Origin of the sequence: Hymenobacter monticola, assembly GCF_022811645.1 — a bacterium.
GTDB classification, from domain to species: Bacteria; Bacteroidota; Bacteroidia; order Cytophagales; family Hymenobacteraceae; genus Hymenobacter; species Hymenobacter monticola.
This window is the reverse complement of record NZ_CP094534.1, coordinates 5,443,226-5,457,342: the sequence shown is the minus strand read 5'-3', so window position 1 is coordinate 5,457,342 and position 14,117 is coordinate 5,443,226. Positions and strand designations below refer to the sequence as shown.

Sequence of the window (14,117 nt, the reverse complement as noted above, 5' to 3'; positions counted from 1 at the left end):
GGCGCGCCTGCGGCGGTTTGTCCCAGCGGCGCCTAGCTGCCCGGTGCCTGACAAGCCGCTGTGAAAGCAGGCAGCAGCAATAAGGCGCTCAGGTATTTTTTCATGGGTGTGCCAATGGCAGCGGTGAAGTCGGCTGAATGCCGGCGAAATAAAAGCCCGCTTATTTGCTGCTGCCGGCGGTCGGCGGCAAGCTGCCGGGCACGTAGTCGACCGGCAAAAACTCCCCGATTTTCTCAAATCCCCAATACTCGCCGTTGAACACATCGAGCGGGTTCAGCAGCGTGCCATTGGCCTGAAACTGGGCCTCGCGTCCCTGCAGCTTCAGCCGCGACACCTGCCGCGGGCCCACCGGAAAAGGCGTTTTGGGGTAGCCCAGCGGCGACATGGGCCGCTTATACTGCGGGTCGGGCGCCTCACCGAAATAGGCTACCTGCAACTCGCCATTGAAGCGCAGAAACGTGCGCTTGCCGCCCGGCGATACCCGCCGGATGCTGTCGATGGGCAGCGGTTCCTGGTTGAGCGTGGCCAGCACCGGCGCCAGGCTGTCCCACTGGTCCAGCGAATCCTGCTCGGCGGCGGTGTAGGGGCCGTTGGGCTTGGCGGCGGTCAGGGCCTTGCGCCGCTCCTCGGCGCGCACGTAACGCGGGTTGTCAAACACCCGAATTTGCTGGGTGTAGAAGCCTTCCTGCTTGAGCCGGTCGGTGTACACGCTGCGCAGGAAGTGCATAAATGAGCCCTTGTAGGCCGTGAGGCGGTTGGCCGCCCAGAGCTTGCGCTGGCGGTCGTCCTTCGGCTTTAGCTCCTCAAACACGGGCTGGCCATAGTAGAACACCGACCGGTCCTCGTCATTAAAGGAAAACTGCAGGCCGTAGTATTTCAGGCGGTAGCCCAGGGCCTCGTTGTCTATCTGCACAAACTCCTTGGCGTGGGCCGTCAGCTCCTTGGTCGAGTCGTCGTAGAGCACTAGTACGTCGTCGGGGTTGCTGATGCGGCACTGCGCCGAGAACGTGCTGCCCCCCACAAACAGCTTGGAGAATTTGTCGTACTCCTCGGGCTTGTTGGCGGCGGGCTTCACCACCACCTCGCCCAGCTGGTTGCCGGTTGCGCCCAGCTTCAGGGTCACTTCCTGTGGCTCCTTGGTCATGGTGACGCTTTGTTTGGCCAAGCGGTAGCCCACGTAGGAGCCCACCACGTCGTAAGTGCCGGCCGGCACCTTCGGGAACACAAACGTGCCCTGCTCTGTGGTGGTCACGCCCAGCGTGGTATTGGCCAGAAATACGCTGGCAAACGACAGCGGCTCGTTAGTGGCCGAGTCGCGCACCACGCCCGTGAGCTTGCCCTGCGCCTGCGCAGCACTGATGGTAAGGATGGAAAAGCAGCCTATTAGCAATAAGCGGAAGTAACTCATAAAGAAGAACATGTATTCGGATAAGCAGAGAAACTACGCCAGCGCCGCGCGCGTGGCCTGGCCATCCAACGCCAGTTGGGCCGTTAGCGCGTCCAGGCCGTCGTATTTTTCTTCGGCCCGCAGCCAGGCCACAAACTCCAGCGTCAGCAATTGGTCATACAAATCGCCGCTGAAGTCGAGCAGGTTTACCTCGATGGTTTGTTCCAAATCTGTGCCAATAGTGGGGCGCACCCCAATGCTGAGCATGGCCCGGTGCCGCGTGCCCGCCGCCGTGACGGCCCATACCGCATAAATGCCGCGCGCCGGCACCAGCTTCAGCGGCTCGGTGCTCACGAGGTTGGCCGTGGGGTAGCCGATAGTGCGGCCCAACTTCTGCCCGTGCACCACCAGGCCGGTGAGCGGGTAATAGTAGCCGAGGTAGCGGTTGGCGGTGGCCACATCGCCCTGCCGCAGCGCCTGCCGGATGCGCGTGCTGCTCACGCCCACCGCGTCCACGTCCTCGCGCGGAATCTCTTCCACGGTCAGGCCATAACGGTCGGCATTTTGACTGAGGTAGTCGAAGCCGCCCTCGCGGTTTTTGCCGAAGCGGTGGTCGTAGCCAATGACGAGCTGCTTGGCCCCCACCGTTTTCAGCAGCAAGCTCTGGATGTACTCCTCTGACGTCCACTGCGCAAACTCCTTGGTGAAAGGCACAATGAGCAGGTAGTCAACTCCCGCCTCAGCCAGCTTGGCGATGCGCTCTTCCAAGGTGTTCAGCAGCTGCAGTTCCAGCAGTTCGGGGTGGGAGGGTGGTGGGCCCAGCACCAGCCGCGGGTGCGGCCAGTAGGTAATCACCACTGAGGGCCCGCCGCTGACCTGGGCCACCTCGCGCAGCCGCGCCAAAATGCGCTGGTGCCCCACGTGGACGCCATCAAACGTGCCGCTGGTAACGACGGCATTGCCAAGAAACGGAAACTGAGCCGGGTCGCGGATGACGTGCATGAAGGCGCCGGAGAAGCGAAAAGGTGAAGTGAAACTGTGCCGCGAAGGTAACGGGCATTGTTCTGAACGAGGTAGCGACGCGACACTACGCGTCTCGTCATTGAACGACAGCCAAGCAAATGACGCGCGAACACCGAGACCCGAAGTGTCGCGTCGCTACACAATTATTCGGGCGCTTTTTCCGCTGTTGCCCCAGCCTCCTCCGCGGCCTGGCGGGCCTGCACGGCCAGCGCATCGGCTTGCAGCGCAGCAAAGTATTGCAAGCCAGCGCGGTTGGGCGCCGTGCCGGGGCGCTCAGCGCGCGGCGCGCGTTGCGCGTCTTCGGGCCGGGGCGGGCGTAGGGCCTGGATGGCTTCCAGCGTGAAAGCATCTTCCACCCGGTACTCTCCGATGCGCGTGCGCACCAGCCGGGTGAGGTGGGCACCGCAGCCCAGCGCCAAGCCAAAATCGCGCGCCAAACTGCGCACGTAGGTGCCCTTCGAGCACACGATGCGGAAATCGACCTCGGGCAGCGCAATGCGTGTCAGCTCAAAGGCCTTGATTTCAACGGTTTTTGATTTGATTTCAGCTTCCAGTCCTTGACGGGCAATTTCGTAGGCCCGCTTGCCGTCAATTTTCACGGCCGAAAACAGCGGCGGCGTTTGCTGAATGAGGCCGAGAAAAGGCGCCACGGCAGCCTGAATCTGCTCCTCGGTGAGGTGGGCGTAGGGGCGGGCCATGTCCACGGCCGTTTCCAGGTCGAAGCTGGGCGTGGTTTCGCCCAGCCGGAAGGTGCCGGTGTACTCCTTTTCCTGGGCCTGAATGAGGTCGATTTCCTTGGTTTTCTTGCCCGTGCAGAGGATGAGCAGGCCAGTAGCCAGCGGGTCGAGGGTGCCGGCGTGGCCAATTTTCTTGATGCGCAGGGCATTTTTCACCTTGCGCACCACGTCGAACGAGGTCCACGTCAGGGGCTTGTCAAGTAGCAGGACTTCGCCCGTTTCAAAATCAAAGTCGGCCAGGATTTTGGTACTCATAGCACGTTCAGGGGAAGTTTCAACGCCAACATCAGCAACAGGATACCGCCCGCAATGATGCGGTAGATGCCAAACGCCCGGAAGCCGTAGCGCGCCACAAAGCCCACAAACAGCCGGATGGCCAGCAGTGCCACCACAAATGCCACCACGTTGCCCAGGGCCAGCATTTTCAGCTCCGTGCCCGAAAACAGGTGCGCTACGTCCACGCCGTGGGTTTTGGCTTCTTTGTAGTAGTCGTAAATGTCTTTCACGGCCGCTGCTGCCATGGTAGGCATAGCCAGAAAGAAGGCAAATTCGGCCGCCGCGCGGCGCGTGAGCTTCTGCGTGAGGCCGCCGATGATGGTAGCGGCCGAGCGGCTGGTGCCTGGCACCACCGCCAGGCACTGAAACAGGCCAATAATCAGGGCCTCCTTAAAGCTGGGGTTGGTGACCGGGTGGCCGCCCTCGTTCGGATTTTCCTGCGGAAACCAACGGTCGATGAACAGCAGCACCACGCCGCCAAGCACCAGCATCACGGCCACCGTCGTCACCGATTCCAACAGCGCGTCGATGTGCTTTTTGAAGAGCAAGCCCACTACCACAATGGGCAGAAAGGCCACCAGCAGCTTTAAATAGAAGTCGATGCTTTGAAAAAAGCGTTTCCAATACACCACCAGCACCGACAAAATGGCCCCCAACTGAATCACCACCAGATAAAGCTTGAAAAACGGCGTGGCCGGAATGCCCAGCAGCGCCGACGCAATTATCATGTGCCCCGTGCTCGAAACGGGTAAAAACTCAGTCAGGCCCTCCACAATGGCGAGGAGCAGCGCGTGCCAATAGGTCATTTCTTAACGGTTAGTGGCTAGTGGTCAGCGGTTAGTGGGCGATGATTAATCATCGCCCACTAACCGCTGACCACTAAATTACAGGCGCTTGTAGGCCGGTGCGGTAGGGGCTACCGGGGCAACAGGCGCGTTGGCGGCCGTCGCGGCGTCCACGCTGAGGCCGGGCACCGAGGTAGGAGCGGGGGGCGTGGGCGCCACGGCCAGCGACGGGTCGCGCACCAGAATGGCCGCAAACTCAATGCAGAAGCCGGCAAACAGCAGCAGCGGACCCAGCGTGATGCCCAGGAAATCCTCGCCGTAGTTTTCCTTGTCGCCAAACATCATGGTGATAAACCCGGCGGCCAGCACGGCCAAGCCAATCCACATCAGGCGGTAATTGCGCGGGCCGAAAGCGAAGCGCGGAGCAGGTTTGATGGGTTGCATAAATTTCAGTTAGCAATTATCAGTGAGCAGTGAACAGTTACTCAGACGGCAGCAAGCAGATTGGTGTTGCTCACTGTTAACTGTTTGCTGTTAATTGATTTAGTACAGGTCGTCGAGCGACATTTTAAGGTATTTGTGTACGGCGCGGGCCGAGCTGAAGAAGCCGATGACCACGCCCAGCAGCACCACGCCCAGCAGCAGCAGGCCAAGGTTCACGTCGTCGCGCAGCAAGCGCAGCTCCGTTACTTCCAGGTAGGCGTACTGCAGCAGGGCAATAAGGATAAGCGCAGCCAGCACCCCAGCCGCCAGGCCCTGCCACGTGGCGCGCCGCAGAAACGGCTGCTGGATAAAGAGGCGCGTGGCGCCCACCAGTTGCATGGACCGGATGAGAAAGCGTTGCGAGAACAGCGCCAGCTTGATGGTGTTGTTAATCAGGATGACCACCACCAGCACCAGCACCGCCGCAAAGCCCAGCAGCACCAGGCTGATGCGCGTCAGGTTGTTGTTGATGCTGGCAAAGAGGTCCTGCGGGTACTGCATCTCAAACACGCCGCGCTGGGTGCGCACGCTGCGCTCCAGCTGGTGCAGGTGCAGGGTGTCGGTGTATTCGGGCTTGATTTTGAGGGCGTAGGCGTCGCGCAACGGGTTGTCGCCAAGGAACTGACGAAAGTCTTCACCGGTGCTTTGCAGCAGCTGGCGGGCGCCTTCTTCCTTGCTCACGAAGCGGATTTGGGGCTTGCCGTCGCGCTCGGCCACCTGGGGCAGCTGGCCCAGGTCCTGCTGCAGGCGCAGCAGCTCGGTTTCGGGCAGGTCGCGGTCGAGGTACACCTGCACCTCCAGGTTTTCGCGCACCACTTCCGAGAGCTTGTGGGCGTGCACCAGCAGCAGGCCAAACAAGCCAATCACCACTAAGGCCAGCGTGATGCTGAACACCACGAGCAGGGTGGGATAGGAGCCAAGCTTTTTCTTGAGGGGACGAGCCATAGAAAAGCAAAGGTAGAAAGAGGCCCGCGGCCAAGCAGCAGCGTTGTAGCGAGGAAGTTTGGAATTAGGTGTTGGGGAAAATTCAATGATTTTAACTCCGCTTTAAATAAATATTACTTAACACTTACTTTTTTAAACACTTATCGGTATGTTTGGTCAACGGCAACGGGGCCAGAAAAAAATCTGACTTTTATGAAAAACAGTTTGAAATACATGGCGTTGTCGTCACTGTTGGCGCTGGTCGGTTCCTGCCAGCAGCAAGACCCCATTCAGGAGCTAGCGGCAAAATCAAATCCGCAAAAAGCAAACGCCGATTTGGTGGACGAAATGTCCTCCAACGAAAGGGTGCGCTCGTTTGTGCTGGCCAACGAGCGTTTTCTCAACGAAGACGAGGCTTACTATAACAACCTGTCGGATGCGGGCAAGGCCGCCCGCCGCGCCGATTTGCAAGCCCAATTTGAAAGCGGCGCCGAATTCACCGACCCCTACCGCACGCCTGCGCAGGTCGACGCACACCATGCCAGCCAGGAGGCCCTGGCGGCGCAAATCAGGGCGGCCTTTCCGCAATTGTACCGGATGCCGGAACGGGCTCAGGATTCTGTTAAAAGACTTGTTTATCGAAACATTATGGCTAATTCAAGCCAGGTTGTCGCCGCCACGGCGCCCGGCCATGCCGCCTATGCAGCAGCAGTGTGGTATGGGCAAGATGCTGGTTCCGAGAAGGCATCATTTGGCGCTGGCCGGGCCTTTTACAACGGCTACATGGGCTACATACAATAAGGACCAAACGGCGGGTGCTCAGCATCATCCAGTCGGCATGGCTGCTTTTGCTTGCTTAGCCTAAAACGAGAAAGAGACGCATCAGTGCGTCTCTTTCTCGTTTTAGGTGACTCTGCTAATTAACTCAGACCGTTTCCTACAAATTCGTGCGCGGGTCCTCGTCCACGTTCAGCACTTCCTTGCCTTCGCGGGCGCGCTGGGTGCGGCGCTCATTCTTCTTCGGGTTTTTGCGGCTGAACAGCTCCCCAAAGGTGTTGAACTGCTCGGTGTGCAGCAGCGAAATGCCCGCTCGCGGCTGGTTCACGGTTTCGAGGTCGCGCGGGGTGGTTTCGTAGCGCAGCTTGGTGCGGAACTTGCCGTCGGGGCGCAGGTAGTATTCCAGGCTGAGGTCGCCGAGCAGGGAGGCCTGGCCGGCGGTGTTGCCCCCGCCGGGGATGGTGCCGATGCCGGGCGGTGTGACCAGGTTGGAGTTGTTGGTGAAGCCGCCTTCGCGTGTCACCCGCAGGCGGCCGTTCAGGAAGGAGTAGCTCAGGCGCACCTGCAGGGCCTGGAGCTGCTCGGCAGTGAGGCCGTTGATGTTGAAGTCGATTTCCAGGTTCTGGTCAATCTGGTTCGTGAGCAAGCCCAGTTGCGTGCTCAGAATCTGGCCCAGGCTGTTTTGCACCGTGTTGTCCTGGCCGCGCAAGGAAATGGTGTTGCCGAAAGAGCCCGGCGGCGAAAGTTGTTTAAATACCAATAGGCTGAAAACCTGCCGGTTAAGCTCCTGCTCGTCGTTGCGCAGCGAAGCGGTGAAGGCGGCCAAATCGCCCTGTAGGGTGCCCGGCGCGTCGTTGAATTCCAGCCCCAGCTTGATGGCGGGCAGCAGCAGCGGGCCGGTCAGGTTCATCACGGCCGTCACGGGTACCACGGCGGCTGCGCTGTTGGTGCTGCCCAGTAGCACGGGCGCCAGCGAGGTGCGCTGCGTGTAGGTGGCCGTGATGTTCATCTCGCCGGCCAGCGGGTCGCCGTTCCACGACACAATGCCGCCCGGCCGCACCACAAACTCTTTGTTGACAAGGCCTTGCAGGGTGAAGTTGTAGGCGCCGCGCACAATTTCCACCTGCCCGTACATGTTGAACTCGCCCCGCGTATCGATGGCCATGCGCAGCTGCCCGGCCGCCGAGCCCCGAATGACGTCGCCGGTGCTTTCGTCGAGCAGGATTTCGAGGTAGGCGTCCGGCGTCACCGTCAGGTTCATGTTGAGCGTGATGCCTGACAGGTCGACCTTGCTTTGCGCCGAGGCCACTTGGTTGGCCTTTTTCAGCCGCACGGTGTCGCCCACCGGGTTGTTGTTTACGAACTTGATGTAGCCGGCCTTTTCGGCACTGGCGGCGTTGTCGAAGGGCAGCGACAGGCGCGTGCCGGCCTCGCTGCTGGCGCGCACCGTCACGTTCAGGTCGTTGGTGGGGCCGGTCACGCGGGCAGTGCCCGTGGCGTAGGCCGTGCCGAAGTAGAGGTCGTTGTCTTTGCGCGTGGTGTTGAGCACCTGCAGCTTGCGGAAGTTGGCCGCAATGTCAAGGCTCATGTCCTGGAAGCCGTGGTGCGTCACCTCACCGTCCACGGTGCCGGTATTGCCCAGCGCGTCGCGCAGCTTCACGTTCCGAAACGCAATGCTGGTGTTGGTGAAGCTGATGCGGTCGGCAAACGTGTAGGTGGTGCCCAGGTAGCCAAAGGTGAAACGCCCGTTGCTCACGTCCACGGCCCCAATGAGGTTGGGCGAGCCAAACAGGCCCGTGAGCCGCAGCTCGCCCCGGCCCGTGCCACCCAGGTTTTTCATGATGGCGCCCAGGAACGGCTGCGCCAGCACGATGGGCGCGTCGTTCAGGGTGCCCGTCAGGTTGAACTGGTTTTTGTCATCGCGCGGGGCAATGTCGCCCAGCACCGTCAGCACCGACTGGCCGGCGCGGGCCACGTCCAGATTCACGCGTAGCTTGCTGGCGGCATTGTCCCAGTCGCCGCGCCCAGCCACTTGCCCAATGAGCGTGCCGTCGTACGTCAGCGAATCCACGCCCAGCGTGCTGTTGATGGTGAGCGGCCCGTAGATGCCGCTCACCGTGCCCTGGGCGTTCACGCGGCCGCCCAGGCGCTGGCCGGTCAGCGTGTTCAGCGTGGCCAGCTGAAAGTCCTTTACCTGCAGTTGCAGCGGCGGCTTGCTGGCATCGGGCGAGATGAAGCCCTGCGCGCCCACAAACTGCTCGCCGTTGCTAAACGTCAGGTTCTTAACATCGAACTCGCGGCCGTAGTCCGAAATGCGCACCGAGTTGTCGGCCGCAATGGTCCAGTCCTTATCCAGCAAGTGTACGCCCGACTGCCGGAACACCACTTCCACGGCGCGGGGCAAAAAGCCCATCGAGCCGTTGATAATGGCCTTGTTGGTGGTGCCCGTTTGAGCCAGCGAGGTCGAGAAGTTGATGCGCTGCTGGTCCCACACGCCTTCCACAATAAATTTTTCGGTTTTGCCCAGGCCCGGCAGCACCTGCCGGTCGCTGGTCACGCTGGCCTGGGCCAGCACGTCGGGCTTGTATGGCAGCTTCGACGTCAGGAAGTCAAAGTCGTTGTTCACCGTCATCACCGGGCCGTAACGCAGGCTGTCGAGGTGCCCGCCGAGCTGGAAAATCGACGTTTCGCCGTTGCGGAACGAGCCGTCGATGCGGCTGCCATTGGCCACTTCCAGGTCGGGCACAAACAGGCCCAGCACCGGGTTGGGCTTCTTTAAATGGAGCTTTAAATCAACCTGATACACCGGTAGCGCACGCTGGCGCTTGCGGCGGTAGTAGTCGGCCGTGGCCGTGGCGTTGCTTTCAAAGTTGAGGCGGTACTCGGTGAAGAGCGTCTGCACATCGCGCACCACGTCGGAGGTATTGAAGGTGCCGGCCACGCTGGCGTTCACGGCTTCGGAGCGCAACGTCACGCGGCGCTGGTTCAGGCGGTTGCGGGTGCTCACCACGTCCAGCGTGTCGAGGCGCAGGCGGCGCTTGCCCATCGTAAACAACGACTTACGCAGGTAAGCGTAGCCAATGAGCGAGTCGAGCTGCACGCCCTTGAATTTCACGTCGGCCGTGGTGCTCACAATGAGCGGCTGGCTCATCAAACCCAGTGCGCGCAGGTCGGCGTGGTCGATTTTTGTCTTGACGGCCACGTTTTCGTGCTTGCGCTCAAGGTCAATGAGGCCGTCGGCCACGAGGCGCACGGCCGGGTCGTTCACGCTCACGTGGCCGCTGAAGTGCTGGGGGCGGAAGTCGCCGTCGAAGGCCACGTTGCGGTAACGGTGCCCGCTCAGCCAGATGGCCGGCACCGTGAGCTTGGCCCTTCCCTGGGCCGACGCCGGCAGGAAACCCACGCCTTCCACGCGCCCGTTCAGCGTCACGTCCCGGATAACCGATTCGTCGCCCAAGAACTTACCCAGCTGGAAGGCGTTGCTGCGCACCGTGCCCTCGTAGGCCGCGTGCGTGAGGTCGGTTTTGGTTTTGAGGTTGACGTCGGTGGCCACGAAGCCCAGCGCCGTATCGAACGAGGCATTGGCCACAAAGTCGTCGTAGAAGCCCAGCACCTGGCCCTGCAGCTTCACGGTGCCCAGCTTCTGCACAAACCTGTTGGCCGCGTCGGGCAGCCAGTGCTTCAGGTCGCTGGTCTTCACCACCGAGGGCAACAGGCGCAGGTCGATGAAGCTCTCCTTGTAATTGGGCAGGCCGTCGGCGTGGGCGCGCTTGGCCACGATGTGCGTGCCCGAGCCGTAGCGCACGTCGAGGTTGTTCACTTTGAAGTCGCGCACGTAGCCCTCGGCGTCGCCCGAAAGAGCCACCGACTCGTGCAGCTCGCTCAGCTGCGGTGCAAACTTGGCAATGTCCTCGGAATAGACCTTCGAATTGCGCAGCCGCGCAATGGTCTTCATCGAGTCATTATAATCGGTGAAATTGGTGAATACCCGGAACTCAAAGCGCACATAATCCTTGATTTGGCTTCGGCCCACGCGCAAACTCAAATCCTTGAATTCCCAGAAATGCGGCCCGTACGTCATGTCGGCCGTGATTTCGCGCAGCTGCGACTGCGAGGGCGTTTCCACCGCGTGCAGTTGGCTGATACGCATGCGCAAGGTGTCGCCCAGCTGAATCTTGGAAATGTCGGCGTAAATACTGTCCACCAGCAGGTGGTCGTAGTCAATACTTTGGCCGTAAGTTTTGGCCCGGGGCACGTCGCTCTTCTCAATGGCAAAGTGGCCGTTGCGCAACGCCACGCTGCCCACCTTAAAATCGAATGGCTGCGAGGCTGCCGTGTCTTTCGAGGGCCCTACCAAGCGCTTCACCGCCGCCATAAACTGGCTGAACGTGGTCGAATCGGGCTGGCCGGGCAGGTTTTTTAGCTCGAAGCGCGGCTCATTCAGCGTGAGCGTGCCGATGTGCAGGTGACGCGGGTCGAACACCGAAAACAGCGAAATATCTGCGTCGGCCCGGCCGATGCTGAACAACTCACCGCCGCGCCGGTCTTTCACGCTCACCGAGTCGAGCAGCACGCGCGAAAACGGCCGGATGTCGACGCCGCCGATGGTGACCTGCTGCCCGAGCTTGCGGGTGAGCACGTCGGCCACCTCGTGGCCGATGCGCGTTTGCACGCTAGGCACCCGCAGCGCAATCAGCGCCCCCACCACGGCCAATACCACCAGGAGCCCAAGGCCCAGCAGTATTTTTAGCAGAATGGCGAAGAAACGACGCACCGGAGCAGGACAGTTGAGGACGAAAAACGCGGTTTAATCCGCAAAGTTGCGGTTTTTTAGCGGTTTGGCCGAACCGCTGGGCCGCACCGCCAATTATTAGGCCAACGGAACGGCCTCGGCCGGGGTGCGGTTCAGCTTTCTGCCAACGAAATCAATTCCGTAACGCGAACTTTGCGATTCCGGTCCCGCGCCGCCCCAAAATCGGCTTAAAAATCGACCTGAACGGCAAATCCATCGATAAGCAGCGCAGACTTTATGGTCGGCGCCCTCGACGGATATCCGAACAATCTCCGAACGGCGCGGTCACGCGGCCTGCAAAGTCCGCGCTACTTAGCTCTTGACCTCAAAACTGCTATTCCATTTATGTCCACGCCTGCCCATCCCATCATCCTCGCCATCGAATCTTCCTGCGACGACACCGGCGCGGCCGTGCTGGCCGGCGGCCAGCTGCTGAGCAACGTGGTGGCCACCCAGAAAGTCCACGAGCAGTACGGCGGCGTGGTGCCCGAGCTGGCCTCGCGCGCGCACCAGCAGCACCTGCTGCCTGTCGTCACGGCCGCCCTCAAGGAGGCTGGCCTTACCAAGGCCGACCTCGACGCCGTGGCCGTGACGCAGGGCCCCGGCTTGCTGGGTTCCTTATTAGTAGGAGGGATGTTTGCCAAGACGCTGGCGCTGGCGCTGGATAAGCCGCTGCTGGCTGTGAACCATATGCGGGCCCACATCCTGGCCCACTTCCTGCGCGACCCCAAGCCCGAATTTCCCTTTCTTTGCCTCACCGTGAGCGGCGGCCACACGCAGCTGGTGGTGGTGAAGTCGGCCATGGAAATGGACGTCATCGGCCAAACCATCGACGATGCCGCCGGCGAGGCCTTTGACAAAACCGCCAAGCTGCTCGGCCTGCCCTATCCCGGCGGCCCGCACCTCGATAAGTTGGCTCGCCAGGGCAACCCCGAGCGGTTTGCCTTTCCTGTGGGCGCCATGCCGGGCTACGATTTCTCCTTCAGCGGCCTGAAAACGGCGGTGCTTTACTTCCTGAAAAAGGAAATCGCCGCCAATCCTGATTTCGTGCAGGAGAACCTGGCCGACCTCTGCGCCAGCATTCAGCACACCATTGTGGCCACGCTGCTGCGCCAACTGCGCCGCGCCGCCGCCGACACCGGCCTCACGCAAGTGGCCCTGGCCGGCGGCGTAGCCGCCAACTCTGGCCTGCGCACCGCCCTAGAGGCCGAAGCCGCCGAGCAAGGCTGGCAGGTGTTCATCCCGGAATTTCAGTTTTGCACCGACAACGCCGCCATGGTGGCCATGACGGCGCATTTTCAGTACGAAGCCGGCGACTTTGCCGACCAGCTTACCAGCCCCAACCCGCGCCTGAAGCTGACGTAGGCGTAGCTTCGCGCCCCGTTTGCGCCGTACCCTTGTCGCACAGGCTTTCGCTTGTGCTGGAACTGCGCCGCCCGGCACCAGCGAAAGCTCGTGCTACAATTCGACCACCATGGCCAAGAAAGACGATAAACCCGCCATCATCAACATCAAAAACCGCCGCGCCAGCCACGAATACACGTTTCTGGCCAAGTACGACGCGGGCGTGATGCTGCAAGGCACCGAGATAAAAAGCATCCGCGAAGGCAACGTGAACCTGAGCGACGGCTACTGCACCTTCGACCACAAAGGCGATTTGTGGATTCACAGCATTCGCATCGCGCCTTATTCCTTAGGTACTTACAATAACCACGACGCCATGCGCGCCCGCAAGCTCCTGCTCAATAAGCGCGAGCTGAAGCAGTTGGCCGGCAAAAGCACCGACCAGGGCCTTACCATCATTCCGCTGCGCCTATTCGTGACGGACCGTGGCTTTGCGAAAATCGAAATCGCCCTCGCCCAGGGCAAAAAGCTCTTCGACAAGCGCAACGACCTCAAGGAAAAAGCCCAAAAGCGCGACATGGAAAGGCTGTAAGAACGAGTACCCCGAAGCTCCGCTTCGGCTCGCGTTGAACGAATTGTTCTAACGGGCCGAAGCGGAGCTTCGGGGTACTCGTTCTTACTTTGCACTTATCACCCCACTAATCCACTAATCCACCACCTTGAATCCCGGCATCTGCGCCCTGAGCGCCGTCCCCGTTCGCGCCGAGCCCAACGACCGGGCCGAACTCGTAACCCAGCTGTTGTTTGGCGAATGCTACCAGATTCTCGTCACCGAAGGAAACTGGTTGCAAGTGCAACTCGCCGCCGATGACTACGTGGGCTGGATGGACATCAAGCAGCACACGTCCGTGACGCCGGAGTACCTGGCGGCCTGGAAAGCCCAGGACCACCCCCGCGCCCTCGACGTGGTGCAGGCCGTTAGCGACGCCACCACCAAAATCCCGCTCACCCTGGGCTGCCGCCTGCCGTTTTTCGATGGCATGAACGTGCGCATCGGCGAGCGTACCTACTTCTACAACGGCACCGCCACCAACCCCACCGCCGCGCCCGACCCGGCCCGCCAGGCCGCCCTGCTGCGCAAAATGGCCCTCGTATACCTGAAAGCGCCCTACGTGTGGGGCGGCAAAAGTGTGTTCGGCCTCGACTGCTCCGGCCTGTGCCAGCAGCTCTACGGCCTGGTGGGCATCCAGCTCCCGCGCGACGCCCGCCAGCAGATTGACCACGGCCGAACCATCGATTTCGTGACCCAGGCCCGCCCCGGCGACCTCGCCTTCTTCGACAACGCCGAGGGCCGCATTGTGCACGTGGGCATGGTGCTGGATGAAGGCCAGATTTTGCACGCCCACGGCGAAGTCCGCCTCGACCCCCTCGACCACAACGGCATCTTCAACCGCGACCGGCAGAAGTATTCGCACAAGCTGCGCTTGATAAAGCGCCTCCTGCCGGAGTAGGGGAGGGAATAGAACGTGTACCCCGAAGCTCCGCTTCGGCTCGTTTAGGCAATTGTGGGCAGGCGCGTTCAACGGTGC

General features: G+C 61.2%; 11 protein-coding genes. 4 read left to right on the top strand and 7 right to left on the bottom strand.

Annotation, left to right across the window (positions count from 1 at the left end; translation table 11 throughout):
* Positions 1-160: 160 nt before the first annotated feature.
* The 6 genes from MTP16_RS22830 to MTP16_RS22805 form a co-directional block, all read right to left on the bottom strand.
* Positions 161-1,408, bottom strand: a complete 1,248-nt coding sequence (locus MTP16_RS22830; protein WP_243514450.1) for a carboxypeptidase-like regulatory domain-containing protein — start codon at positions 1,406-1,408, stop codon at positions 161-163.
* Between the two features lie 33 nt (positions 1,409-1,441).
* On the bottom strand, positions 1,442-2,389 hold the full coding sequence (locus MTP16_RS22825) for a bifunctional riboflavin kinase/FAD synthetase (protein ID WP_243514449.1): 948 nt from the start codon (positions 2,387-2,389) through the stop codon (positions 1,442-1,444).
* A gap of 164 nt (positions 2,390-2,553) precedes the next feature.
* Positions 2,554-3,402 carry a tRNA pseudouridine(55) synthase TruB gene (gene truB / locus MTP16_RS22820; RefSeq protein ID WP_243514448.1) on the bottom strand — a complete coding sequence of 283 codons (849 nt, stop codon included), beginning with the start codon at positions 3,400-3,402 and terminating at the stop codon, positions 2,554-2,556.
* Positions 3,399-4,229: an undecaprenyl-diphosphate phosphatase gene (locus MTP16_RS22815; protein ID WP_243514447.1), complete on the bottom strand. Its 831-nt coding sequence runs from the start codon at positions 4,227-4,229 to the stop codon at positions 3,399-3,401. Before MTP16_RS22815 ends, truB begins: the two co-directional genes overlap by 4 nt.
* A gap of 78 nt (positions 4,230-4,307) precedes the next feature.
* Positions 4,308-4,652: a DUF3098 domain-containing protein gene (locus MTP16_RS22810; protein WP_243514446.1), complete on the bottom strand. Its 345-nt coding sequence runs from the start codon at positions 4,650-4,652 to the stop codon at positions 4,308-4,310.
* A gap of 99 nt (positions 4,653-4,751) precedes the next feature.
* A complete protein-coding gene (locus tag MTP16_RS22805; protein WP_243514445.1) occupies positions 4,752-5,636 on the bottom strand; it encodes a cell division protein FtsX in 885 nt (294 codons plus the stop codon).
* A gap of 192 nt (positions 5,637-5,828) precedes the next feature.
* Between MTP16_RS22805 and MTP16_RS22800 the strand changes: the two genes are divergently transcribed.
* Entirely contained in the window at positions 5,829-6,416 is a 588-nt protein-coding gene (locus MTP16_RS22800; protein WP_243514444.1) for a hypothetical protein, read from the top strand.
* A 136-nt stretch (positions 6,417-6,552) separates the two neighbouring features.
* Here the strand turns inward: MTP16_RS22800 and MTP16_RS22795 are convergent, their stop codons facing one another.
* Positions 6,553-11,166 carry a translocation/assembly module TamB domain-containing protein gene (locus MTP16_RS22795; protein WP_243514441.1) on the bottom strand — a complete coding sequence of 1,538 codons (4,614 nt, stop codon included), beginning with the start codon at positions 11,164-11,166 and terminating at the stop codon, positions 6,553-6,555.
* A gap of 363 nt (positions 11,167-11,529) precedes the next feature.
* On the opposite strand from MTP16_RS22795, the gene tsaD reads away from it, so the two are divergent.
* The 3 genes from tsaD (at position 11,530) to MTP16_RS22780 (ending at position 14,039) form a co-directional block, all read left to right on the top strand.
* Positions 11,530-12,549, top strand: a complete 1,020-nt coding sequence (tsaD, locus tag MTP16_RS22790) for a tRNA (adenosine(37)-N6)-threonylcarbamoyltransferase complex transferase subunit TsaD (protein WP_243514439.1) — start codon at positions 11,530-11,532, stop codon at positions 12,547-12,549.
* A 109-nt stretch (positions 12,550-12,658) separates the two neighbouring features.
* Positions 12,659-13,120, top strand: coding sequence for an SsrA-binding protein SmpB (smpB, locus tag MTP16_RS22785; RefSeq protein ID WP_243514435.1), 462 nt, complete (start codon positions 12,659-12,661; stop codon positions 13,118-13,120).
* Between the two features lie 127 nt (positions 13,121-13,247).
* Positions 13,248-14,039, top strand: coding sequence for a C40 family peptidase (locus tag MTP16_RS22780; RefSeq protein ID WP_243514432.1), 792 nt, complete (start codon positions 13,248-13,250; stop codon positions 14,037-14,039).
* The last annotated feature ends 78 nt before the right edge of the window (positions 14,040-14,117 follow it).